The 24,885-nt window shown below is 39.7% G+C and carries 27 protein-coding genes; 18 read left to right on the forward strand and 9 right to left on the reverse strand.

From position 1 onward, the window contains the following. Positions 1-66: 66 nt before the first annotated feature. Together LS684_RS03100 and LS684_RS03105 are read right to left on the reverse strand one after the other, a co-directional pair. A complete protein-coding gene (locus tag LS684_RS03100; protein ID WP_233809845.1) occupies positions 67-999 on the reverse strand; it encodes an NAD-dependent epimerase/dehydratase family protein in 933 nt (310 codons plus the stop codon). A gap of 98 nt (positions 1,000-1,097) precedes the next feature. Beyond that, positions 1,098-1,670, reverse strand: a complete 573-nt coding sequence (locus LS684_RS03105) for a TetR/AcrR family transcriptional regulator (protein ID WP_233809847.1) — start codon at positions 1,668-1,670, stop codon at positions 1,098-1,100. A 146-nt stretch (positions 1,671-1,816) separates the two neighbouring features. Between LS684_RS03105 and LS684_RS03110 the strand changes: the two genes are divergently transcribed. Further along, positions 1,817-2,542, forward strand: coding sequence for a 5-formyltetrahydrofolate cyclo-ligase (locus LS684_RS03110; protein ID WP_233809849.1), 726 nt, complete (start codon positions 1,817-1,819; stop codon positions 2,540-2,542). 26 nt (positions 2,543-2,568) lie between these two features. On the opposite strand, the gene LS684_RS03115 is transcribed toward LS684_RS03110, so the two are convergent. Then, positions 2,569-3,204 carry a Bax inhibitor-1/YccA family protein gene (locus LS684_RS03115; protein ID WP_233809851.1) on the reverse strand — a complete coding sequence of 212 codons (636 nt, stop codon included), beginning with the start codon at positions 3,202-3,204 and terminating at the stop codon, positions 2,569-2,571. A gap of 446 nt (positions 3,205-3,650) precedes the next feature. Here LS684_RS03115 and queF point away from each other — a divergent pair, with 446 nt between their 5' ends. The 6 genes from queF (at position 3,651) to LS684_RS03140 (ending at position 8,479) form a co-directional block, all read left to right on the forward strand. Continuing rightward, on the forward strand, positions 3,651-4,148 hold the full coding sequence (gene queF, locus LS684_RS03120) for a preQ(1) synthase (protein WP_233809853.1): 498 nt from the start codon (positions 3,651-3,653) through the stop codon (positions 4,146-4,148). A 14-nt stretch (positions 4,149-4,162) separates the two neighbouring features. After that, the gene (locus LS684_RS03125; RefSeq protein ID WP_233809855.1) at positions 4,163-4,792 is read left to right on the forward strand and encodes a queuosine precursor transporter; all 630 of its coding nucleotides are present in this window, start codon (positions 4,163-4,165) and stop codon (positions 4,790-4,792) included. A 184-nt stretch (positions 4,793-4,976) separates the two neighbouring features. Beyond that, positions 4,977-5,255 carry a YhdT family protein gene (locus tag LS684_RS03130; RefSeq protein ID WP_233809857.1) on the forward strand — a complete coding sequence of 93 codons (279 nt, stop codon included), beginning with the start codon at positions 4,977-4,979 and terminating at the stop codon, positions 5,253-5,255. Between the two features lies 1 nt (position 5,256). Further along, positions 5,257-6,708, forward strand: coding sequence for a sodium/pantothenate symporter (gene panF, locus LS684_RS03135; RefSeq protein ID WP_233809859.1), 1,452 nt, complete (start codon positions 5,257-5,259; stop codon positions 6,706-6,708). A gap of 28 nt (positions 6,709-6,736) precedes the next feature. Next, a complete protein-coding gene (locus LS684_RS24075) occupies positions 6,737-6,859 on the forward strand; it encodes a hypothetical protein (protein ID WP_267930360.1) in 123 nt (40 codons plus the stop codon). Between the two features lie 480 nt (positions 6,860-7,339). Next, entirely contained in the window at positions 7,340-8,479 is a 1,140-nt protein-coding gene (locus tag LS684_RS03140; RefSeq protein ID WP_233809861.1) for a hypothetical protein, read from the forward strand. A gap of 51 nt (positions 8,480-8,530) precedes the next feature. Here LS684_RS03140 and LS684_RS03145 read toward each other — a convergent pair whose 3' ends face one another. Next, positions 8,531-9,763 (reverse strand): aminopeptidase, encoded by a 1,233-nt coding sequence (locus LS684_RS03145; protein ID WP_233809863.1) that lies wholly within the window; start codon positions 9,761-9,763, stop codon positions 8,531-8,533. 189 nt (positions 9,764-9,952) lie between these two features. Here LS684_RS03145 and LS684_RS03150 point away from each other — a divergent pair, with 189 nt between their 5' ends. The 4 genes from LS684_RS03150 (at position 9,953) to folE2 (ending at position 12,522) form a co-directional block, all read left to right on the forward strand. Further along, a complete protein-coding gene (locus tag LS684_RS03150) occupies positions 9,953-10,345 on the forward strand; it encodes a hypothetical protein (protein ID WP_233809865.1) in 393 nt (130 codons plus the stop codon). Positions 10,346-10,446: 101 nt separating this feature from the next. Further along, positions 10,447-10,935: a hypothetical protein gene (locus LS684_RS03155; RefSeq protein WP_233809867.1), complete on the forward strand. Its 489-nt coding sequence runs from the start codon at positions 10,447-10,449 to the stop codon at positions 10,933-10,935. Then, positions 10,932-11,480 (forward strand): hypothetical protein, encoded by a 549-nt coding sequence (locus LS684_RS03160; protein ID WP_233809869.1) that lies wholly within the window; start codon positions 10,932-10,934, stop codon positions 11,478-11,480. The genes LS684_RS03155 and LS684_RS03160 overlap by 4 nt, the downstream gene beginning before the upstream one ends. A 142-nt stretch (positions 11,481-11,622) precedes the next feature. Next, positions 11,623-12,522 (forward strand): GTP cyclohydrolase FolE2, encoded by a 900-nt coding sequence (gene folE2, locus LS684_RS03165; RefSeq protein WP_349293098.1) that lies wholly within the window; start codon positions 11,623-11,625, stop codon positions 12,520-12,522. Positions 12,523-12,666: 144 nt separating this feature from the next. On the opposite strand, the gene LS684_RS03170 is transcribed toward folE2, so the two are convergent. Together LS684_RS03170 and LS684_RS03175 are read right to left on the reverse strand one after the other, a co-directional pair. Further along, complete coding sequence (locus LS684_RS03170) at positions 12,667-14,757, reverse strand: DNA topoisomerase III (RefSeq protein WP_233809873.1); 2,091 nt, start codon at positions 14,755-14,757, stop codon at positions 12,667-12,669. A gap of 116 nt (positions 14,758-14,873) precedes the next feature. Beyond that, complete coding sequence (locus LS684_RS03175) at positions 14,874-15,038, reverse strand: hypothetical protein (protein WP_233809875.1); 165 nt, start codon at positions 15,036-15,038, stop codon at positions 14,874-14,876. Positions 15,039-15,209: 171 nt separating this feature from the next. Between LS684_RS03175 and LS684_RS03180 the strand changes: the two genes are divergently transcribed. Both LS684_RS03180 and LS684_RS03185 read left to right on the forward strand, forming a co-directional pair. Then, positions 15,210-15,827: a peroxiredoxin gene (locus LS684_RS03180; RefSeq protein WP_233811529.1), complete on the forward strand. Its 618-nt coding sequence runs from the start codon at positions 15,210-15,212 to the stop codon at positions 15,825-15,827. A 41-nt stretch (positions 15,828-15,868) separates the two neighbouring features. Beyond that, positions 15,869-16,246 carry a DnaJ family domain-containing protein gene (locus tag LS684_RS03185; RefSeq protein ID WP_233809877.1) on the forward strand — a complete coding sequence of 126 codons (378 nt, stop codon included), beginning with the start codon at positions 15,869-15,871 and terminating at the stop codon, positions 16,244-16,246. A gap of 1,142 nt (positions 16,247-17,388) precedes the next feature. On the opposite strand, the gene LS684_RS03190 is transcribed toward LS684_RS03185, so the two are convergent. Next, positions 17,389-18,594 carry an IS256 family transposase gene (locus LS684_RS03190; protein WP_233806036.1) on the reverse strand — a complete coding sequence of 402 codons (1,206 nt, stop codon included), beginning with the start codon at positions 18,592-18,594 and terminating at the stop codon, positions 17,389-17,391. A gap of 694 nt (positions 18,595-19,288) precedes the next feature. Between LS684_RS03190 and LS684_RS03195 the strand changes: the two genes are divergently transcribed. From LS684_RS03195 to LS684_RS03215, 5 genes are all read left to right on the forward strand, one after another. Further along, positions 19,289-19,438: a hypothetical protein gene (locus LS684_RS03195; RefSeq protein ID WP_233811727.1), complete on the forward strand. Its 150-nt coding sequence runs from the start codon at positions 19,289-19,291 to the stop codon at positions 19,436-19,438. 420 nt (positions 19,439-19,858) lie between these two features. After that, positions 19,859-20,653 (forward strand): flagellar motor stator protein MotA, encoded by a 795-nt coding sequence (gene motA / locus LS684_RS03200; RefSeq protein WP_233809879.1) that lies wholly within the window; start codon positions 19,859-19,861, stop codon positions 20,651-20,653. After that, positions 20,646-21,434: a flagellar motor protein MotB gene (gene motB / locus LS684_RS03205; protein ID WP_233809881.1), complete on the forward strand. Its 789-nt coding sequence runs from the start codon at positions 20,646-20,648 to the stop codon at positions 21,432-21,434. The genes motA and motB overlap by 8 nt, the downstream gene beginning before the upstream one ends. Positions 21,435-21,830: 396 nt before the next feature. Further along, positions 21,831-22,934: a carbohydrate kinase gene (locus LS684_RS03210; RefSeq protein ID WP_233809883.1), complete on the forward strand. Its 1,104-nt coding sequence runs from the start codon at positions 21,831-21,833 to the stop codon at positions 22,932-22,934. A gap of 12 nt (positions 22,935-22,946) precedes the next feature. Further along, entirely contained in the window at positions 22,947-23,858 is a 912-nt protein-coding gene (locus LS684_RS03215; RefSeq protein WP_233809885.1) for a pseudouridine-5'-phosphate glycosidase, read from the forward strand. 12 nt (positions 23,859-23,870) lie between these two features. On the opposite strand, the gene LS684_RS03220 is transcribed toward LS684_RS03215, so the two are convergent. After that, positions 23,871-24,476, reverse strand: coding sequence for a class D sortase (locus tag LS684_RS03220; protein ID WP_233809887.1), 606 nt, complete (start codon positions 24,474-24,476; stop codon positions 23,871-23,873). Next, positions 24,473-24,817: a helix-turn-helix domain-containing protein gene (locus LS684_RS03225; RefSeq protein WP_233809889.1), complete on the reverse strand. Its 345-nt coding sequence runs from the start codon at positions 24,815-24,817 to the stop codon at positions 24,473-24,475. Before LS684_RS03225 ends, LS684_RS03220 begins: the two co-directional genes overlap by 4 nt. Positions 24,818-24,885 lie beyond the last annotated feature (68 nt).

The following is a 24,885-nucleotide window of genomic DNA, read 5'->3' on the forward strand; positions in this document are numbered from 1 at the left end:
ACTAGATTAAACATAAGCGTTTATTTGAGGAAAGCCCGCACGTGTAAGTGCGAGCAATTGGATAATCTACTCTTTCAGTAAATCATTGAATGTTTCCTGAAACCCAATTGAATAAGGAGTTTTAGGGATAGGGCCAATGATGGTCTCGTATTTGCTTCCATCTAAGATAACGGGTGTTTCATTTAAATAGAGCATTTCTACATACTCTTTCATAAAAGGGTTGATCAGGCCGAAAGCTTTAATCATCCATTTTCGTATCGGCTTAAATGTAACTTTTCTGTTTAAATAGGAAGAAGCGATTTCTTGAATCTCTAATCCGGTAATAGTTCCTGCGCCGGCAATATTCCAAATTTGTCCATAGGCTTCTTGGTGAAGGGCAAGATCGACAAATGCTTCAGCACCATCTTTTGTATAGATAAATTCTCTTGGAACCGTGAGATCCCCAACAAACCCTACAGTGTTTTTCTTTGAGAGCTGTTCAAATGTGTATTGTAGTACCGTGCTACCTGCTTTGGGTCCATAGAAATCTGGAAAGTGAGCAATAACATATGGGACGCCAGATTCTTCTATTAACGTTTGAAGCTGTAGGCGAATCTTTCCTTTTTTCGTATGGGGCAGCTTGGGGGATTGCTCAGTCGCTTTCGCATGCTGATAGCCATAAGAATAAATATTGTCTACGTATAGGAGAGAAGCATTCTGGTTGCGGCATTCTTGAAGGATATTCGTTAAAATAGTTGTCAGTGTAGGATCCCAATCTTGATAGGGGACATTTAATGTATGAATTACTGTATCGACTGAGCTGATGATCCGTTTTAAATCGGAGGGGTTTGTGACATCACCGGGAATGATTTCTGCTAGTGGGCCCCATGTTTCCTTATATTCAGTTAACTTTGCTTCAGAGCGAGCAAAAGCAACAGTCATAATATTTCGATTAACTAATGCCTCAACTAAAGCATAACCCATACTTCCTGTAGCACCTAAAACAGCCACCTTTTTCATTAAAATTCATCTCCTTAAATTTTATTGACCACTGTTCAAATGTTGGTAAAAAGAAAGCTATGCTAGCTGTAACAAACACTCGTAACATAGCGAAGAGTTTAGCGAATAGCCTTTAATAAAAACTGGATATGTGATGTCGCCAGCATTTTTACATCTTCGAAGGTGGATTGATTTCGAATATACGTAGTCACAAATCCATGTAGACTCAAGAATACAGACCAAATTTCCTTTGTAGTTAAAGGGGTTTCATGTAAGGATGCGACCGCTTCGGCAAATTGCTGATAGCTTTTATTTGGCTGCTCTATGATATAGTTTCTTACATCCTCATCCGTTAATAAAAACATAACTTCATAATGATTCGGATGGGTCAGTCCAAATTGTATAAAGCGATAGAGGATTTGAAAAAGCTTTTCCTCATTCGTTACTCCTATATCTGAAATGGCTGCAGTCAATTCTTCGTCGAGTAATCGAAAATCAGCTTCGATCATTTCATAAAAAAGCTCAGCCTTATTTTTAAAATGATAATAGATAGAGCCATGGCTACAATTCAGGACTTTTGCCATTTTTCGCATGGAGAGGGAGCTATATCCTTCTGTGACAAATAAGTCTCTAGCCACATGAATAATCGTTTCTTTCGTTAAGTCTGGCTGGGAAGCTTTTCTTGGAGACAATTTAAGAAACATCACCTTTCTTATTGAACACTGGTCAATTGAAATATATATGATTCAAAAAAAGAATGCAAGAAAAATTTGGAACTATATTTTACTTTTTCCATCATTAGAAATAAGATGATGATATGGATATGGGAGGGAACAGAATGAAGACAAAGGACGATATCCGTCAAGAACGATGGAATTACTTAACTGAACACAAATTAGGACGCTTTCCTTTTCCCTTAAGCCATCGGATTCCGAATTTCAAAGGAGCGGAAATAGCAGCACAGCATGTATTTTCATTGCCTGCATACAAAGATGCCACAAATATCAAGGTTAATCCAGATGCCCCTCAGCTGCCGATTCGAGCGCAAGCACTAAGAGATGGAAAGACGATATTGGTACCAACGCCAAGGCTAAAGGCAGGATTTATAATGGTGAAGCCAGAATGGGTTCCAGCAGGAGAAGAAAGAAAAGCCGCAAGCTTAAAGCATATGAAAGCGTATGGGAAAGAGATTCCTCTATCAGAGATGCCCCCAATCGACTTAATGCTCGTAGGCTCTGTTGCTTTACATAAAGATGGTCGCAGGATTGGCAAGGGAGAGGGTTATGCTGACCGGGAATATGCAATCATTCGTGAGCTTGGAAATCCCCCAATTCCTGTGATCGGAACGGTCCACAGTACACAGGTTGTGGAAGATGAATTTGAAATCGGTCCCTATGATTTGACGGTTGATTTTATCGTAACAGAGCAGGGGATATTGGAAACAAACAGTCCTTATGAGAAGCCAACCGGCATTCAATGGGAGCTTGTAACCGATGAAGAGATGGAAACCATGCCAGTATTGCAAGACATATGGAATTTAACGAAAAAGGATGGACGAAGGTAATTCGTCCATCCTTGCTCGTTTTATTTCTAATCGTCACTACTAAGGATTCCAAAAATACGTAGAAGGCTAATAAATAAGTTGATAAAGTCTAGGTATAGGTTTAATGCCATTAGTGGCACTTCTTCTGCTGTCACTCCGTACTGCTTCATACGGTTGAAATCATATAATACAAAGCCACTAAATACTAGTACGCCAATGAACGAGAAGGCAAGCATGCCTGTAGAGTTTATTGGGAAAAATATGTTGTAAATTGAAATAACAATGAGCGCTAAAAGGGCAGCGATTAACATCCCGCCAAGGAAAGAAAAGTCACGCTTTGTAGTAGTTCCGTAAATTGCCAAGCCTGTAAATACAACGGCTGTCGTTCCAACAGCTAATAAGACAACACTTGCACCTGCTGTTGCTAAATAATGAGCAACAATTGGATAGGTTGTAATTCCTGAAATGAACGTAAACGTGTAAAGAAATGTGTACCCAATCGCTTTCTTACGTCTTAAGAAAAACGCACCGAATAATAGAGCAATTTCTAGAATTGCAAGCGGTAAGAAAAGAGCTGGTGGAATGAAAACGCCGGCCATAACCCCAAGAAAAGCAAAAGCTAATGACAGAGCAAATGCTCTTAGAACGGATGGTAAATATTGATTTTCAGCATATGCATACATCTGTTAATCACCTCATATAGATTGTATATAATTATACGAACGTCTTGATAATAAGTTTCACATAGATTCAACTTATACTTCTTATTATACTATGTATATAGAAAAAACGAGAACAGTAGGTTTCGATACCAAATTTATTTCGTTGACAATTCCAACAAATTTCAATATAGTAACAAAGGTAAAATAAAACTAAATCACATTTCCGTGTAAAGCGGAGAGGTTCATAGCGAATACCCTCTATAAAAAACTATGGCTTTGATTATAAAGAACTAATCAACCATATCTTTTTAGAGATATGGTTTTTAATATTTGGTTTTTTTAAACAAGAAAGCCGAATTCTTTTAATTAAAGCTCACGTAAGGCACACTGTGCTGGTATGTACTCTTTTCGCTATGGCTTCCCGATTGGTTCAATGTGATGAATCATATAGTAGGAGGCTATTTTTTATGACTGGAAGAAAAGACGAAGAGTTAAAAGATATTACTCTATTAGGAAACCAAGGGACACAATATCTATTCGAATATGCTCCGCAAATATTAGAAGCATTCGACAACAAACACCCAAATCGTGATTATTTCGTTAAATTTAACTGTCCTGAGTTTACAAGCCTCTGCCCAAAAACAGGGCAGCCAGACTTTGCGACCATTTACATTAGCTACATTCCTGGTGAGAAAATGGTGGAAAGTAAATCTTTAAAGCTTTATTTATTCAGCTTCCGTAACCAAGGAGATTTTCACGAGGATTGCATGAATATTATTATGAATGATTTAATTGAACTAATGGATCCAAAATATATTGAAGTTTGGGGTAAGTTCACACCTAGAGGTGGAATTTCTATTGATCCTTATGTGAACTATGGAAAGCCTGGTACGAAATTTGAAGAAATGGCTCACTACCGTTTAATGAACCATGATCTATACCCTGAAACGATAGATAATCGTTAAGGAGGTTATGAGCATTGTTATTATATTTAAATGCTGCCTTCACGGGCTTATTAATTCTATCTAATATTCTAGCAGTCAAGCTATTTAGCCTTGGTACATGGGCGATCCTACCGGCAGCTGTCATTGTATACGTCTTTACGTATCCAATTACGGATGTTATTGGCGAAGTTTACGGGAGAGAGGCAGCAAGGAAAACAGTCCTCGCAGGCTTTGTTACCCAAATCTTAGCAGGGATCTTTATCTATGCTGCTATTCATTTACCTGCTGCACCGTTTTTCGAAGCACAAGCTGAATTTGAAACGATATTAAACGGTAGCTTCCGAATTACAATTGCTAGCTTACTATCCTATCTCGTCAGCCAAAACTTAGATGTAACGGTGTTTCATAAGTTGAAGGAAAAGCATGGCTCGGAAAAGCTTTGGCTTCGTAACAACCTCTCAACAATTTTTAGCCAGTTAGTGGACACAACTGTTTTCATCGTCGTTGCTTTCTACGGTACAATGCCAATCATGGCTTTATTTGGCTTAATTGTAACACAGTATCTATTCAAGTTTTTGGTGGCTGTCCTCGACACACCAATCGTATATTTCCTTGTTAAGCTATGTAAAAAAGAGAAGCAAACAGCGAACGTACAAATGAGTTAGTAGACTACAGTCCAAGATTCCTTGGGCTGTTTTTGTTTTCTTCTAAAAAAATCCCTGCAAAGTGAAAAAAATGGTAAACTATAAGAAAATTCTGTATTCTCTTAGGTGGAGTGATATAGGTTGCTGTTTGAAAGTCAAAGGGTATACTAGGATGGTTGATTGATTTGTTGAAGGGAGCGGAAAAATGGAGCAAAACAACAAAGATCCTCGCTTTAAAATTGCTCATAAAGAGGCGTGGATTGGTATAGGACTAGTCATTTTCAATTTTCTCTGGTGGTTTGGCTTTTCCTACGGATTAGGCTCACAGCCAGTGGAGAAATATGAGTATATATGGGGGTTACCTGCTTGGTTTTTCTACAGCTGTGTGGTCGGCTTTGTGGTGATGGTCATTCTTGTGTGGCTTGTTGTAAAATTTGTATTTAAGGAAGTCTCTTTTGATCTGAAGGATGAGGGAGGCGAATAAGATGAATTGGGAAATTTTAATACCATTATGTATTTTTTTGGTAGGAATCTTTGGAATTGGTTTCTGGGCGAGTCAATATATTCAATCAAGCCAATCTTTTTTACAGGAATATTTCTTAGGTGATCGCCAGCTAGGTGGGTTTATTTTAGCCATGACGATGACGGCTACGTACGGTAGCGCAAGTAGCTTTATTGGAGGACCAGGAGTTGCATATACACAAGGACTTGGCTGGGTTTTACTTGCAATGGCTCAGGTATCAACAGGCTACTTTGTCCTCATGGTTCTTGGGAAGAAATTTGCCATCATGTCTAGGAAGTATCAAGCAGTCACCTTAGTGGACTTTTTAAAAGAGAGATATCAAAGTAAGTGGGTCGTATTATTATCTGCAAGCAGCATTATTATCTTTCTGTTCTCTGCGATGGCCGCACAGTGGGTAGGAGGAGCGCGCTTAATTGAATCATTGACGGGGCTTTCCTACACGAGTGCACTTTTTATTTTCGCGGCTTCAGTCATGGTGTATGTTATTATCGGAGGGTTTCGAGCAGTTGCCGTAACAGATGCCGTCCAAGGGGTAGTGATGTTTGTTGGGACACTCGTCCTTCTAATCGCCACCATTTCAGCAGGTGGAGGGATTGCAAATATTATTTCCGACCTCAGTGCTGAAAATCCACAGCTAATTACTCCTTATGGATTTGATGGGGGGCTTTCGCCATTATATGTTTCATCCTTTTGGATATTAGTTGGAGTTGGAGTAGTTGGGCTTCCGCAAGTAACAGTTCGTGCGATGTCCTACAAAAATTCAAAGGCGATGCACAGAGCATTAATTATTGGTACGGTCGTCGTGGGGTTTATTATGCTCGGTATGCATTTAATCGGTGTTTTCGCGCGACCAATTATTCCTGGAATTGAGGTAGGAGACAAGGTAATGCCGATGATTGCCATGGAGGTCCTGCCACCATGGCTAGCTGGAATCGTTCTTGCTGCTCCAATGGCGGCTATCATGTCTACCGTCGATTCCTTGCTTTTATTAGTGAGCTCAGCCGTAGTAAAAGATGTATATGTAAATTACGTGAAACCGTCTGCCAGCAACGATCATGTGAAGAAGATGAGCTTACTGGTTACGACCATCCTTGGTGTACTTGTATTTCTCATGGAATTAAGCCCACCAGATCTCCTCATCTGGTTGAATTTATTCTCCTTTGGTGGTCTAGAAGCAGCCTTTATATGGCCTGTAGTGCTTGGACTCTACTGGGAAAAGGGAAATAAATACGGTGCCTTATCTTCAACGATTGTCGGCGTGAGCTCCTATATGTTATTTCATAGCTTCTACCCAAATGCCTTTGGGATGCATACAGTCGTTATGCCAATTGGATTATCTCTACTAGCCTATGTGATCGCGAGTTATTTAGGAAGAAGCGTGGCACCACAGCTAGTTGCAAAGGGTTCGGAATGATTTCATTCCGGGCCTTTTCTGTGTGTGGATGAGAATTGAAACTTGGGGCACTGACTTTGGGAAGATCACCATGATTGGGATGAAGGCCAAAATGGAGGAAATTCCGGTTGAAAAAGGTCATCATAAAGGGGATGAAGACCAAGAAAGCTAGTTTGAGGCAAAGCAAAGGTCATCATAAAGGGGATGAAGACCAAAAAAACTAGTTTGTTGCAAAGAAAAGGACATCATAGAGGGTATGAATGCCCGAAAAGCTGGTTTGTTGCAAAGCAAAGGTCATCATAGAGGGTATGAAGACCCCAAAAGCTGTTTGAGTCAAAGCAAAGGTCATCATAGAGGGGATGAAGACCCCAAAAGCTGTTTGAGTCTAAGAAAAGGACATCATAAAGGGGATGTAGACTCACAAAGCTGAAATCCACTTTCCCAAAAGCTTATCATACTAAAGAGGAAGAGAAGATTTCTATTGTGCATTCAAAAAAATGAACGAATTCATCCTCCCGCATACAATCTCAAGAATATCTCCCTAGCTTGGCCCAATTGTTCATTTTTTAACAAAGTAGATTTGTAGATTGTCTCCCATTTTTGTTACACTTATAAGGAACATTATTTCAGAAAAATATTAATGGAGACTTTCATGAAAAATTATATATATATAATTGCTCTATTATCGATGATGGCATTTGTATCTGCATGCAGTCATGAGACAGAAGGGGCTCGAAATGAACAAACTATGGACGATGTAGTGACGTCTGACCAGAATGAACTTAAAGAAACGAAAGATACAGCTTGGTTAAAGGAAAAATCAATCTATCAGTATAAGGGAAGACAGGGGAGCACCGAATTTGAAGTATATGTGTATGCACAAAATGCAACTACATCGGTATTAAAAAAATCAACCGTATCAGGTGACAAGGGCGATACAATCATTGAAGGAAAGCTTGCTGTTTACTTAGCAGAAAAGGGCGCTTCGCTAGCGTACAAACAAACGATACAAGATATAAATAAAAAAATGGTAATTAATATCTCCAAGGACAATCCGAGGGTTTTAACGATTGGAGAAAGCCATGTCCTAACAATTCTAGAGACTGAAGAACGTTATAAATCCAAGTCAATTCTATTAACCTATCATAAGGGAGAAATAAAAAGAATAGGGGAAAAGAGTAAGGACGTTATAGTAACGGGACATACAATTAAGAAAATAAGCACTAACCTCATTCAAACTGCCAACATTGAACAAGGCCTTATTTTTCAAACGTGGCGAATTGACCCAAAGACACTGGAAATCCAATTAGTCGATGAAACGAGCTATGCAGATGCAGAACTTGGGAGACAATTGTATAACGAGTGGGAAGATACCCAGTCTCTCTATCATCCATTTTTAAATCTATCTCTTAACGAACAGATTCTCCAAATGGCGAGGCAAGGACTTTTGATGGGAACTCAATATCCAATCGGAGCGAATGTGGAGGAAATTAAACGAAAGAATGTAGGCTATTTGGTAGATGAAGGAGAGTATCTTCAACATCCAGAGGTGACTTATTATTTGTCTCCAGACTCAAGTAAAGTGACGGGAGTGATGATTCCTGGAGAACGATTGAAGACGACCGTGCATGAAGTCAAGCGGTTGCTTGGCCAGCCAAGCACGTCGTTAATAGAACAGCAAGGAAACGAAATGTCGATGGTTTATCCCGCTGAAGAATACCAACTTATTTTTACGAGTGATTCGGCAGGAGTGGTAAAGCAAGTGCTGTTGAATAAAGCTGGAGGAAAGTAAGTTGGAAAAAACAAAAAAGCCTGATCCCAGGCTTTTTTGTCGTGCTTATTATTAGAATGCCCAATCTCCATTTCTAAAGATCGCTTCGGTTGAACCGTCTTCGTTAATCCCATCGATGTCCATTTTGTCGGAGCCAATCATAAAGTCAACATGTGTTAAGCTTTCATTTAGACCATGTTCTTCAAGCTGCTCACTCGTCATGGTTTTCCCGCCTTCTAAGCAGAATGCGTAGGCACTTCCGATGGCTAGGTGGTTTGATGCGTTTTCATCGAATAATGTGTTATAGAAAAGAAGGTTCGATTGAGAGATTGGTGAATTAAATGGAACTAATGCCACCTCACCTAAGTAATGTGAACCTTCGTCAGTTTCGACTAAGCGTTTTAAGATTTCTTCGCCTTCCTCAGCCTTTACGTCGACAATGCGCCCATCTTTAAAGGTGATGGAGAAACGATCAATAATATTTCCGCCATAGCTTAGTGGCTTCGTGCTTGCTACTGTTCCGTTTACACCAGTTTTTAATGGAACGGTGAATACCTCTTCTGTAGGCATATTCGCCATAAATTCATTTCCTTGCTCGTTAACACTACCTGCACCGACCCATAAGTGGCCGTTAGGTAGCTCGATTGTTAAATCTGTACCTGGTGCTTTGTAATGTAGCTTTTGGTATCGTTTATTGTTTAAGTAATCTACTTTCTTATGAAGGTTTGCGTCATGTTCTTTCCAAGCATCTACAGGGTCTTGTAAGTCTGAACGAGTAGCTTTAAAAATTGCTTCCCATAGTAAAGCGATTTGAGTGTCTACTGGCTCATTAGGGAACACTTTTGCTGCCCATGCTTCTGATGGGGCTGCAATTACCGTCCAGCTTACTTTATCTGATTGCGCCATGCGACGGTATTCCTTTAATGCTGTTCCAGCTGCTTTTTGGAAATTCGAGATTCTTTCTGGGTTTACCCCTTTTAATAAGTCGGGGCTTGAAGAAACAATGGACATAAAGGCTGCTCCATTTTTAGCGAGTTCTTCCATTTCCTTTGCTCGCCATTCAGGGTACTCCGTAAATGCCTCGTCTGGTGCTAAGTCATACTTCGTACGTGATACAGTGTCGTCATTCCAGTTTACCACTACATTCAATGCTCCTGTTTCATACGCTTTTTTGACAACTAAACGGACAAGATCAGCTGCATCTAGAGAAGCGTTCACAACAAGAGTTTGGCCTTTTTGTACATTTACTCCGACTTTAACAGCTAATTCTGCATATTTCTCTAAGTTACTTTGGAAGTGGTTCATATGTATATCTCCTTTTATCAGAATCTTCATATACATTGTAGCGTTAATTTTGTGAAAAAGAAAATAGGAAGTTTAGATTCAGCCATAGAAGAAAATAATTATTAACATTATTACAATCTTAATGGAATTAATGTGGTGGAAATTTTATAATATGGGAGGTTGAAAGTTTTAAAGAGGGGGAAGGAAGTAGTGAAAAATGATGTACTGCTTTTAAGGATTTCGGCAATTTATGCCTTTGTTGGTGCGTTTCTCGGATCGCATATGGCAGGTGCAGGTGGGTACGCTTTTAGGCCAATACATGCACATATTCTAGTTGTTGGGTGGTTAAGCTTATTTGCTTTTTCCATGTATTATCGATTATATCAGGTTCCAAAGAATTCAAAACTAGCATTTCTACATGTGTGGTCAGCGATCTTGGGTTCACTTGGACTGACAGTGGGAATGTGGTTTTATAACATGAAACCATTTGGAATTGATCCTACTTTTGCAATGGTGTTCTATATTGCCGGGGGAAGCGTCCTGCTCATTAGCTTTGCTCTTTTCGTCGTAATGACATTTAAATATAGTAAGCAAAAACAATAAGGGCTGCTGATTTTTCAGCAGTTTTTTAATAGGTACATTTACTAAGAAAATTTGGGCATACTAGTTCTATACTAATGCACTTTTTCTAGGAGAAAAGATGGATGAAGTTGATAATTACCTTTGTAGTAGTTGGGGTGGTATCCATTCTACTGCTTTTGACTCTGCCCCGAATAAAGCCATGGTTTGCTAAAATTGAAATCATACTTCTGTTTATGTTCACTTCCTATTTTTGTCAGAGTATGTTTTATACCATTTCCTCAGCGTATGAACGCCTATCGGTGGTCACCGAACATCTTCCTTTTTGGACGGTACGTCTTCAATATGGATTGGTGTTTCCAGTTGTGCTTATATGGCTTTTAGCTATCTATCGATCAGGGGCATCGCTTACTCTAAAGCTACTAGCTACTTTTGGATGGATGCTATTTGGTGTTTGTGTGGAGAAAGGCTTTCTTATCATTGGGGTGTTAAAGTCGGATAGTAAGAGCTGGTATCCCTCTGTTGACCTTTTTTTAGAAATGATCGTTATTTTACTTTCCCTTTCATTTAGTCAGTTACTTGCGCAATTGCTAAAAAGGGAGGGAATCCTTTGAATGAAATGCTAGCAAGAATATATGCGGTATTGCAGCCAATTCTGCCAAAGAAGTTCGATGAGAACGAATGGTATACTCTTTTCATTTCAGGTCTAATGGTGCTTGTCTTTGTATACATTTATAGAAGAAATGACGTTCTCTTAAAAACAGAAATCGTTTTTATTCTGTTGTTGAATCTTTTATTTACAACAGTGGGAGATTATTTTTTGGCAATGCCACCTTATGATTTCTATGATACAGTCGACCGAAACAGCGGTGAGATAGCAGATATTCTGCTGCAAAATATTGTTTATCCCATTCCTGTATGTGTCATGGTATATTACTATCAAAAATTAATGCCGAATGTGGTTCTTTTTATTATTTTATGTGCGTCCATGTTGCTTTGTCTCGAGTGGATTTCTGTGAAATACTTTCATTTGTTTTCTTATAACACATGGAAACTCTGGTATTCTTATTTATTTTATGTGCTTACTATGTGGCTGAATCTTTTCTTCTTTCAAAAATTTCATCTATTTGTTATCCAGTTGCGGAAACAAAAAGCATGAGAGCCAATCTCATGCTATTGTTCGTTAAACCATAAAGATATAGAAGGTCTCGCTTGTAAAACGTAATTAATACGATTTATAATCAAGGATATATAATCTGACACTTCTGATAGGTTGTATAAGACGTTCCAGAATGGAGGAAGTGAACTTGAAATTACCAAGTAAGCCAGAGCGGTTATCTTTATTTGGATCTGTAGCACCAGGGAAGAAAACGAAGCCAGAAACCAAGGAAAAAATGAAGGACCTACAAAATCAAGAGGGAATGTATTTGTTTCCCATTCAAGCGGTTGGAGTACGGAATGTAAAATACCCAATAGATATTCCATCGCTAATTGAGCCAACAACCCAAAATTCGCTTGCAAATTTTTCTCTTACATCAAGCCTTTCAGATACAGCAAAGGGAACGAATATGAGTCGTTTATTAGAGGTATTAGAAGATGCAAGAGTGAAGAATGAGCTTAAGGCTGATTTTTCATCATTGGAAAACCTTGGGCGTAACCTAATCAAACGCCTTGAGCATGAAGAAGCTCAAATACGTGTGGAATTTCCGTGGGTATATAACAGAAATAGTCCTTCTACCCATTTAGGGGGATTAAACCATACTGAAGCTGCTATGGAAATTATAATTGAGAAAGAGGGACAAGTAAGTAAAAAGAAAGCAGTGCTGACGTGCGTAGTAACCACTCTGTGCCCATGTTCGAAGGAAATAAGTGAATATAGCGCTCATAATCAGAGAGGCTATATAACAATGGAAATTATGTTAAACGAGCGTTACACAGAGGAGCAAGATTGGAAGTCAGATTTACTGCATGCTGCAGAGTCAAATGCAAGTGCGATGTTACATCCTCTCCTTAAAAGGCCGGATGAAAAGATGGTGACAGAATCTGCCTACGAAAATCCTCGATTTGTAGAGGATATGGTTCGACTTGTTGCTGCAGACTTATATGAAATGGATTATGTGTCATGGTTCCGCGTGAAATGTCGCAATGAAGAATCTATCCATCTGCATGATGCGTATGCAGAGCTAACGATAAACAAGTAAGTGGAAATTCCAAGTTGTATGCAATTTACTAGTGGTTAAATCGTAATAATTTCAATTTATAGCCTACAACCCTTCATGAAAGAATGGAAAAAAAGTGCACGCAAGGAGGAAGGCATTCCTCGCTTTTGCGTGCACTCTGCATGGCTATTCTTTCTCTTCAATAGCTGCTTTTAGCAAGTCTCCCAGACTGGTTCCAAAGGAATCCTGTTGGGCATATTTTTGGACGAGCTTTCTTTCTTCTCGTTTGTTGACTGCTTTTTTCTTTTCTTCTGCTTTTTCAACAACGTTACAAGGGCGGCACTGGAAGTAGAGGCCTGCTTTTCCATTGTGCATTTCCATTCGCTTGCGGCATTGTGGGCATCTTCTCTTCGAAAGTTTTGGATCTTTTCTCTTTCGATATTGGCATTCCATGTTAGAGCAAACGAGGATTTTTCCTTCTTTCGTGTTGCGTTCTTTTAAGAAGGAGTTACATTCAGGACACTTAGAACCTGTGAGGTTATGAGCTCTGTAGCTTTGATCACTCGTTTTGACTTCTGAGACAAGATTCTCTGTTTTTTCACGAATCTTCTTAAGGAAGACCTGAGGATTTCCTTTTCCTCTGGCGATTTCCTCTAGCTGTTTTTCCCATTCCGCAGTAAGTTCAGCAGATTTCAGCTCATCGTTCACAAGCTCAATTAACTGCTTCCCTTTCTTCGTTGGATAGAGCCTGCCATTTTGGCGTTCTACTACCTCTGTTTCGAGCAGTCTTTCAATGATTTCGGCACGAGTCGCAGGTGTCCCTAGGCCGTATTTCTCCATTTGACCAAGTACATCCGCTTCTGAATAACGAAGCGGGGGCTCTGTGAGCTTTTCGTTTAAACTTGTGTTAGATACCTTTACAACTTTCCCTTTTTCCATACTTGTAGGAGATTGTTGTGTGTCCTCATCCTCACCTTTTCCAATTACGGCTTTAAAGCCAGCATCCAATACGGTTTTTTCCTTTGCTTGAAATGCTTCACCATTGATATCAAGGGTCGCTTGAATCGTTTCATACTGATAGGGAGGATAAAAGAGAGCAAGGAAGCGTCTTGCGATGAGATCATACAGCCTTCGTTCATCCGTTGACAGGTCTCCCATATGCAAACGTTCTTCAGTTGGAATGATCGCATGATGATCTGTTACCTTTTCATTGTTAAAAACACGAACTGCTTGTACGTTTCCATTGTTAGCTAATATCGGTTTGATCTCTTCTTTGTAGGCAGAAGCCATGCTCTGTAATCGGTCTTTCATAGTTGATTTCATATCGGTTGTTAAATAGCGAGAGTCTGTTCTTGGATACGTAACGAGCTTGTGTCGCTCATATAAACCTTGAAGAACAGAGGACGTTTTTTTCGCGGAAAAACCAAATCGTTTATTCGCATCCCTTTGCAGCTCAGTTAAGTCATATGGAAGGGGCTGTTGCTCCGACTTCTTTGACTTCTGAATAGCTGAAACAGTAGCTGATCCATTCAAAGCCTTTTTCAAGATGCCTTCAGCTTTTTCTTTTGAAAAAATACGACTTTCCCCATTGTTCACCCAAGCTGCCTTCAAAGGCCCAACAGATGCCGTAATCGTCCAGTATTCTTGGGGTTTAAATTTCTGGATAGTACCTTCTCTATCCATGATCATTGAAAGGGTAGGCGTTTGAACTCGGCCAGCCGAAAGGGGATCATTGTACTTCGTTGTTAAGGCTCTTGTGACATTTAAGCCAATTAACCAATCCGCCTCTGCACGACAAACGGCTGAGCTATAGAGGTTATCAAATTGACTTCCTGGTTTTAGATTGCGAAAACCATCTTTAATGGCCTTATCCGTTTGAGAAGAAATCCAAAGGCGCTTAATCGGTTTTTTCCAGCGAATTTTCTCTAAAATCCATCGGGCTACAAGCTCACCTTCTCGCCCTGCATCGGTTGCAATAATAAGTTCCTTCACATCTGTTCGTTTAGATAGAGTTTCGATGGCTTTATATTGACCACTCGTTTGTTTCATTACCTTAAGACCCATTTTCTCAGGGATAATCGGTAAGTCTTCGAGGCGCCAAGTTTTATATTTCGTATCATAATGCTCAGGCATTTTTAGTTCAATTAAATGGCCGAGTGCCCAAGTGACAATATAGTCACTTCCTTCAATATAGCTTTTATGAATTTGCTTGCAGCCTAGGACTCGCGCAATCTCACGACCCACACTAGGCTTTTCAGCAAGAATTAATGATTTCATACGTTCTCCTTTCCGTTCTAAAAGGTCCATAACACTTAACCAGTATAACGGAAATTCAGCATGTTTTGCACAGGAAGCACAAAAAGGAGGCTCCGAAAAGTGAGCCTCCAACAAGTTTATTCGATTTCCTCCGTTTCTACTCTGTTTTTAAATGCTTCGCGAACGTTTAAAAACTCTTCATCTCCAATCGCATCCTTGGAGTGTCTTTCAACCAATGTATGTTCAGGAAAATTTCCAGGGTGTCCTTTTTTCTTATGATTAAAGCTTTTTCCTCGACTCATGATGCTTGCTCCTTTCTTATTCCAATCTATGTTGTTTAGTAATATCGAACCTTTATTTAGTTTTTCCGAAAACACATGAGCTATGTAAGGATGTATGGCAAAATTGAGGATATTTCACTTGATTCATGAATACGTTAGTGATGGGATGAAATTAGACAAGGAGTGTTAAGGATGGACAAATCGCTTCATGTGGAACAATTAGGGAAATGCCCCATTAAAGAGCCGTTCTGTGCTACGCGAGATGATCTTGCCCCTTTGTTTACAGCCGATAGCCTCGTCAATGGAGAAATAAGAAAGCTAAGTTTGGAGCAATATAAAGGAAAATGGATGTTGCTGTTTTTTTATACAAGTGATTTTACTTTTGTTTGACCGACAGAGCTAGCAGCGGTCGCTGCTATTTACCCTTACTTACAAGCGTTAAATTGTGAAGTCCTTGCAATTAGTACGGATAGTGTGTATGCACATAAAGTGTTTAAAGAGACGTCTCCATCGATGCAGCAGGTCACATACCCATTAGTGAGTGATCGAACGCAAGAAATTAGTCGTGCGTATCGAGTGTTAGACGGGAGAACAGGAGGAGCTTTTCGTGTGTCGGTGTTCATTGATCCAGATCAAGTGATTGTAGCAAAGCTGACCTATCCAAAGGAGGTTGGTCGAAATCTTCCCGAACATGTGCGGATCCTCCAGGGAATTCAGTTTGGACGTCAGACAGGCAAAGGGGTTCCTGCGAATTGGGTACCTGGAGACCCCGGGTTGAATGTGAATCCACACATGATTGGAGATATTTAGGGGATTTCTCTGTGATATAATCGAAGAAAGGAGGGCTTAGAGTGGACTTTTCAACGATTGTCTCAGAAGAACGTATCCGTAGGTCCTATAAAGAGGGCGAATTTGAAAATCTTCCCGGCATGGGAAAGCCACTAAAGCTTGAAGATTTGTCAAGTATTCCAGAGGACTTACGAATGGCTTATAAAATGTTGAAAAACGCAGGATTCTCTCCAGAAGAGAACCGCTTAAAGCAAGAAATGATGACCGTAGAAGGATTAATGAAAACATGCGAAGACCTCGAAGAAAAAGAACGCCTCCAAAAAAAGCTAAATGAAAAGCTCCTTCGGTTCAATCAAGTGATGTCGAAAAGAAGAAAACAGACAAATGCCTCCATCTTTAAAAATTATGATGAGAAAATAACAAGGAAATGGAATCAATAGCCAAAATCATCCTAGACCAAGGGGAGACACCTTGGTTTTTTTTTTTTGATTGTGGTGGTAGTTGACCCGGGATGTTTAGGATGAGGGTAAGATATGAGATGGTGTTCATGATATGAAATTTTTGTATAGAGGTGTGATTAGAAGGCGAAAAATTGTGAACGAAGGCATGGGGCAGTCATTTGCACCAGACCAACTTGTGAGCGAACGCTCCTTTTATGAGCGTTCGCTCGCACCTCCCAGGAAATCGCTCGCACCTCCCAGGAAATCGCTCGCTTTTTCCGAGAATCGCTCAGGTTCGACAATGAATCGCTCGCATTCGACAAGCTTTCGCTCACAGGGGCTTGGATTTCGCTCATAATGGGGATTTCCGCAGGAGAATTCCCTTCTGAAGTGACGGTTTTTTCCGAAACGATCAAACTATTCTTTCAGAGTGAAGAGAAAATGGCTCTCTAGAGAGGAGTAGGTGAGGGCACGTATGTTGCACCAGACCAACTTGTGAGCGAACGCTCCTTTTATGAGCGTTCGCTCGCACCTCCCATGAAATCGCTCGCTTTTTCCGAGAATCGCTCAGGTTCGACAATGAATCGCTCGCATTCGACAAGCTTTCGCTCACAGGGGCTTGGATTTCGCTCATAATGGGGATTTCCGCAGGAGAATTCCCTTCTGAAGTGACGGTTTTTTCCGAAACGATCAAACTATTGGTTCAGAGTGAAGAGAAAATGGCTCTCTAGAGAGGAGTAGGTGAGGGCACGTATGTTGCACCAGACCAACTTGTGAGCGAACGCTCGCACCTCCCAGGAAATCGCTCGCTTTTTCCGAGAATCGCTCAGGTTCGACAAAAAATCGCTCGCATTCGACAAGCTTTCGCTCACAGGGGCTTGAATTTCGCTCATAATGGGGATTTCCGCAGGAGAATTCGGTAGTGTAAATTATTTTGTGTAAATGATTGAACATGTGCTTGATAGTCAACAATAATCTTACCTACTAGGGGGATAGGGCAATGCTGGGGAGCAACCCGAGCACCAAGTGGGGTTCTGTACAAAAGGAAGAGAGGATTTTCCTCTCTTTTTCCCTTTTGGGAGAACCTAAAGCGATAAACCCTTAAGGCATTGCCCTAATACGTAGGAATGCTAGGACAGAACTTATTTCCCAAGCCGACCAGCGAACATGATTTCAAACTGTTGCCTACATTCCATCCACCCTGGTACAGGTACAGTCCATCGGTCTGTCACCCCCATAGTGGCCAGAAAAACAATCTTACGTAAAGAATTATCTGTTGGATAAGCTGTTTTGGTTTTCGTAACTTTTCTTAACTGCCTATGGAAAGCTTCAATAGTATTCGTTGTATAAATCAGTTTTCTTATCTCTACTGGATAGGAGAAATAAGTAGTTAACTCCAACCAATTTGTTTCCCATGATTTAATAATTGCAGGATACTTCTGTCCCCACTGTTCTTTGAAATCTTGAAAAGCACTTTCAGCTTTTTCTAAAGTAACCGCTTTATAAACTAACTTTAAATCAGCCATAAGTTCTTTGCGGTATTTCATAGGGACACCTTTTACATTGTTTCGTAATTGATGAATAATACATGACTGTATATCTGTCTTTGGGAACGTAGCGCTAATCGCCTCAGAAAAGCCTGAAAGCCCGTCCTTACAAACAATAAGAATGTCTTCAACTCCTCTGCTTTTAAGATCCTGGCAGACATTCAGCCAGAAGCTAGCGCTCTCATCCTCACCAATCCAGATTCCAAGTATATCCTTAATACCATCGGTATTAATCCCTAATACCGTGTATGCGGCTTTACTAACAATTCGATTTTCATGCTTTACCTTAAAATGAATAGCGTCTAAAAACACGATAGGATAAACAGGTTCTAGTAGACGAGACTGCCACTCATAGACCAGGGGTAAAATCTTATCTGTGACTTTACTGACCAAACTTGGTGAAACATTGACTCCGTAGATATCTTTCATGTGTTGCTCGATATCTCGAGTAGACATTCCCTTAGAATAGAGAGCAATAATTTGATCTTCAAGTCCATTGATAGAAGTTTCATACTTCTTGATAATCTGTGGCTCATATTCACCTTTTCGATCCCTAGGTATACTAAGAGGAGTCTCTCCAAGCTTTGTTTTAATCGACTTTTTACTATATCCATTACGACTATTTCCTGTATTATTCCCAGAAGAATCATGCTTGGAATAACCTAGATGTTCCTCAATTTCAGCCTCAAATACCTGTTGAAGTGTTTCTCTAAACAATTCTTTCATCATCATATGAATATCATCAACAGTTTGGCATTGACTAGCTAATTCTCTTACAGTTAGATCTCGAAAACTTTGCATAAACGACCATCTCCTTTAATGGAAAGTATATCCATTTACACAAAATTTTATACGCTCTCGAGAATTCCCTTCTGAAGTGACGGTTTTTTCCGAAACGATCAAACTATTGGTTCAGAGTGAAGAGAAAATGGCTCTCTAGAGATTAGTAGGTGAGGGCACGTATGTTGCACCAGACCAACTTGTGAGCGAACGCTCCTTTTATGAGCGTTCGCTCGCACCTCCCAGGAAATCGCTCGCTTTTTCCGAGAATCGCTCAGGTTCGACAAAAAATCGCTCGCATTCGACAAGCATTCGCTCACAGGGGCTTGGATTTCGCTCATAACAGGATTTTTTAGAACATTCCAATTACGGTTTTTCCGAAAAGAACAAGCATTGTGGTGTTTTTGAAGGAAACATGACTTTATGGAGGGGCTCGGATATAGAAAGGTGATTTGAACAAAAGGAAATGGGGAGTGAATGCGAAGTAAAGAAACATTCTATCTTTGCTAACCTCACATTTGTTCACTGTCTATCAGTGAGGAAAAATAACAATGGGTCATTGAATGTTGTGGGGAAAATAGGGATTTGAGATAATTGGAAATGAGTTAAATTATAAGGAACAGAAAGTTAAGTGATGAGCTTCCCAAATTTACCTAATATGTTACTTGCTACTATGGAACTCAGGTTTAGAAGTATATTTTTGGAGGTGTTAAATTTGATGAAATTCTGTTTTATGCTCGCTGCTTTCACTATCCCTGTTTCTATACTATTCAACCAAGAAGCGGTAGGTATTGTATTTGCACTGTCGTTCATGCTTCTAGCAGCTTATTTTAGTAAACCAAGGTTCAATAAAAATAAGAGCTAAATTTAAACCCTTTTCGAAATTACCGTATTATTTTGTTAAATGAAAATCTACTAAGACTAATATTCTTTTCTCATTTTCGTAGTAGGTGAATAGGTCTTTTTTCCGGGAGTTGATCTTGACTAGAGCAAGTAGTGAGCGTTCGCTCCCAGATAGGTAGAAATCGCTCGTGTCTCTTCGATCATCTCTCACTAGGGTGAGGAGTTTAAACTCTAGTTGGTACATTTTTCTAGTTCTAAAATACTAGTCGATGGATTGAGTTGTTTATTTTTCACTACCAATCACATAAAAAGTTGGGAAAAAAGGTTAAAATATAGCCGATTTGTGTCGAAATAAATAGGGAGTTATATTTGCTCGGCAATAGAGTTTGAGTATAATAGGATAATAGAACTATTTATTGATAGGAAAAGACAGGTGAGCGGAATGGATAAAACATCATTAATAGGCTTAATTTTAGGGTTTTTGGCTGTTGGAATTGGTATGTTCTTTAAAGGAGTAAGTCCAGTTGCATTAATAAATCCTGCTGCGATTTTAATTATTCTTGTCGGAACGGCTGGGGCAGTAACAATTGCCTTCCCAACAACTGAGATCAAACGCGTACCAAAATTATTTGGAATCCTTTTTAAAGAGCGTAAGTCGATGGATCCAAAAGAGTTAATTCGGATGTTTTCTGACTGGGCACAGCTTGCTCGTAAAGAAGGTTTGCTTGCATTAGAGGCAAAGGTAAATGAGATTGAGGACGATTTTTTAAAAAGTGGAATGTCGTTAGCTGTAGATGGACAAAGTGCTGATTATATCCGCGATGTTTTATCTGAAGAGATTGAAGCAATGGAAGATAGACACCAATCTGGGGCGCTAATCTTTACACAAGCCGGCACATATGCACCTACACTAGGAGTGTTAGGAGCGGTAGTAGGATTAATTGCAGCTTTACAAGATATGAGTGATATTGACAAGCTAGGTCATGCCATTTCGGCGGCGTTTATCGCTACCTTATTGGGGATTTTTACAGGGTATGTATTATGGCACCCATTCGCAAACAAGCTGAAACGTAAATCAAAGCAAGAATCAAAAGTAAAATATATGATGATAGAAGGAGTCCTTTCTATTCTTGAAGGAGAAGCTCCAAGGGTCATTGAGCAAAAGCTAGCATCTTATTTACCTGCTGGAGAAAGGAAACAATTCCTAGAAGAAAGTGGTGGGAAGAAGGATGAGTAGACGGAAAAAGAAAGAGCATCATGAGGAGCATGTTGATGAATCTTGGCTAATCCCTTACGCGGATCTACTTACTCTTCTTCTAGCGTTATTTATCGTATTATTTTCCATGAGTAGTGTTGATGCTAAGAAGTTTCAAGCGATGTCTGAAGTATTTAATGAGGCTTTTACTAGTGGGACGGGAATCTTTGACTACCCAAGCCCAATGCCGCAGAATCAAATGGATTCAGTAGAAGAAGCAGAAGATGAAGAAGAGAAGCAAGAAGAACAAACAGAAGAAAAGCTTGACCAGGAAGCCAAAATTAAGATTGATCAGCAAGAGTTAAAGACCATTCAGCAGAAAGTAAACAGCTATATTCAAAAAAACAACCTGAAGAATCAATTAGATACATCTCTAACGGGTGAAGGGCTATTGGTTACAATTCGAGACAATGTTCTTTTCCAATCAGGAAGTGCAGATGTTCGAAAGGAAGACTTAAAGATTGCCAAGGAGATTTCGGAATTGCTCGTTATGGACCCGGTTAGGAACATAATAATTAGTGGACATACAGATAATGTTCCGATTAGTAACGCTCGTTATGAATCGAACTGGGAATTGAGTGTAATGAGAGCGGTGAATTTCATGAAAATTGTTCTGCAAAATAAAGACTTAGACCCTCGTTGGTTCAGTGCAAAAGGGTTTGGTGAATTTCAGCCCGCTGCTTCAAATGGTACGAAAGAGGGAAGAGCCCAAAACCGCCGTGTAGAAATTCTTATATTACCTTTAACATCAAGTCAAACCTAATAGGGTCTGGCTTTTTTTTTGCAAAAAAAAAAGGCTGTTTGCACAGCTATAAACGTAAGCGTTTACATTGATGCTACTCATTCGACTCCTGTTGAACGGGTGTCTTTGGTTTACACATATGATCTAGCATGATTCCAAACCCGATCATACATGCAATTGGAAATGTGAAATTCAAAATATGAATGGCTACCATCGAAATCCCCCCTAAATGATTGTTTATGCTGTTAGTTATATCCATTATATGCTAATAATCACAAAAAAGACAAATAAAATTCACAAAACGTTCAAAATTATCTGTTGACTCTAAAAAGAATACACTTACATTGGAAAATTTACTTGTAAAACCCATAGACAAATGTTTATAATAAAGACAAATGTTTAAGAGGCGGTGATGATTTGGTCTTAAAGGATAAAGAAGCACTCATTATTCGACTTATTCACGAAAACCCTTTTATCGCACAAAATGAATTAGCAGAGCAAACAGGACTTTCAAGGTCAGCTGTAGCAGGCTATATTTCCTCCCTTATAAAAGAAGGGAAAATCCTAGGGCGTGCTTATGTACTGCCAAAAAAGAAAGACATTCTATGCATAGGTGGAGCCAATATTGACAGGAAAATTCAAGTGATTGATCATTTGGAAATCGGGACATCAAACCCTGCTACAAGCACGCAATCTTGCGGAGGTGTAGCAAGGAATATTGCGGAAAACTTGGGGAGACTTGGGACAAAATCTTCTCTTTTGACTGTTGTTGGGGATGACCATGGTGGTCAGTGGCTGATGGATCACACAAAATCGTTCGTCGATTTAACGCCTTCACAGGTATTGCCCAAGATGCAAACGGGAACCTATACAGCCGTGCTGGATGAAGAAGGAGAAATGAACGTAGCATTAGCGGATATGTCAATCTACGATACGGTTTCTACGGAATGGATTGAAAAGAAATGGGGCTACATTTTTTCAGCTGAGCTGGTCATACTGGATACAAATTTTTCAGCTGATGTGTTGAAATCAGTGATTAATCGCTGTGAGGAGGAGCAGATTCCACTTTGTATTACGCCTGTATCTTCTCCTAAGGTTAAAAAACTACCAGAGAACTTAAAGGGTGTAACGTGGCTGATTGCCAATCGTGATGAAGCAGAAGCTCTATCAGGAATTGATATCAAAAACGATGGAGACTTCTTTAAAGCGGCAGAGCTGATTATGAACAAAGGAGTAGAAAAGGTAGTGATTACTCGTGGAGATAAGGGTTTGATTTTCTTCACTAAAGAAGGAGAAGCCGGCGTTTTGCTTCCACCAAAGGTAGAAGTGTCAGATGTAACAGGTGCTGGCGATTCTTTAGTTGCAGGGATCATATATGCTCATTTAAAAGGATTGAAGACAGAGGATGCATGTAAAGTAGGAATGACTTGTTCCTTACTAACTCTTCAATCACATGATACTGTAAGTACTACCTTAAACCATATACGATTACAAGAAGCCTACAAACAATACTTTAAGTGAGGAGAATGCAACATGTTAAATAGTCTATTAGAGTTTTCTAAAGAGGTACAAGATGCAATGGCAGCGAAAAAGCCTGTAGTAGCTTTGGAGTCTACAATCATTTCACATGGGATGCCATATCCACAAAACGTGGAAACAGCAAAAGAAGTAGAACAAATTATCCGTGATAACGGTGCGGTTCCTGCAACAATTGCCATTCTGAATGGAAAAATAAAAATCGGTATTTCGAATGAAGAGTTAGAGTTTTTAGCAACGAGCAATGAAATTGAGAAAGCAAGTAGACGAGACCTTCCTTATTTAATTGCTAAGAAAAAGCATGGTGCAACAACTGTGGCAGCTACGATGATCTGTGCCGAGCTTGCTGGAATTGAAGTGTTTGTTACAGGCGGTATTGGCGGCGTGCATCGTGAAGCGGAAACAACGATGGACATTTCAGCCGATCTTCAAGAGCTAGCGAAAACAAATGTTGCGGTCGTCTGTGCAGGTGCGAAATCAATTCTTGATATTGGCCTTACACTAGAGTATCTTGAAACGAACGGCGTACCTGTTATTGGATATGAAACAGATGCACTTCCAGCATTCTATACACGTACAAGCCCATTTTCAGTGAACTATCGTGTAGACGAAGCGAAGGAAGCAGCTGATATGATTCGTGCCAAATGGGAGCTTGGCCTAAATGGCGGTGTCGTAATCGCAAACCCAATCCCAGAAGAATCAGCTCTAGAAGAGTCATTTATTACTAGTGTAATAGAATCTGCATTAAAAGAAGCAAAAGAAAACAACATCGCTGGGAAAAAGGTGACTCCTTTCTTACTTGGAAAAGTGAAAGAACTTACAGAAGGAAAGAGCCTAACGGCAAATATCGCATTAGTCAAACATAATGCGCAAGTTGGATCTAGAATTGCAGTGGCCCTTCAAAAATAAAGAAATCAGTCCCTAATGGGGCTGATTTTTTTTAATTCGTTTAGCTGATAGGACATATCTATATGGGGCATTGCCAATGTAGGAAAAGGGATAACAGGTGGATAGTGTTAAAATTTCATTTGGGGCCGTTGAACGTATAACTGACGTGTCATCGGCATCCACGATATAGAAGTCGTAAATCTCATACGTGAATTCTCCATACCTCATTTTGATTGAAAGGTGATCCCCCTTTTGCAGCTCACCTATTCTTCTAAATACGGTATCACGATGACCGGATAATAAAATTTGGTCTGTTTGGCCAGGAAGTGCAGTCTTTGAATAGTGCCCAACCCCTTTTTCTAACTCATCCTCATTCGTTCCCTCGATGATAGGGAGCTCTGCTGTTAATGTTGGAATTTGTAATAGTCCGATGATATCTCCTTGTTGATAAGTCACCTGTGATGGAGTTTGTTCTTTTTGAAGAACATTTTGTTTCTCTACGATTGCATGAGCGGTATCTAATGCCTTGTTAAAGCTTCTATCTTGCTTAAGTAATTGGGAAAAGGAATACGTTAAAAGCAGAACTCCGGCTGTCAAACACAGTCCTGCAAGAAGGAGTAACCAGGATCTACCGTTCATTTCCCGTGCTCCTCGTTCGCTCGTTTAAACTTAATGAAGTCCAAGTAATAAGCGAATTCCTCCTTACTCACCCCTTGATGGATTGCTTCTTCTATTAATTCCACCCATTCATTGTCAACCTGCACTTTCATTTTCCACTCTTCCCTCGGGGAGCCTAATAATTCCTCAACACTTGTTCCAAGAGTTTTCGCTAATTTCGCTAACACCTGTAATGAAGGGTTTTCTTGAATACCTCGTTCTATGTAGCTTAAATATGACTTAGACACACCAGCTCTCTCCGCTAACTCATTAATAGAATACCCTCTTTTTAATCTTGCCTGCTTTATTCGTTTTCCCACCATATTGGATTTCCCCTTAAATTGTAGTGTAAATATAAAAACATTATAACGAACAAAAACGTTCTTTAAAA

The organism is Cytobacillus spongiae (assembly GCF_021390075.1).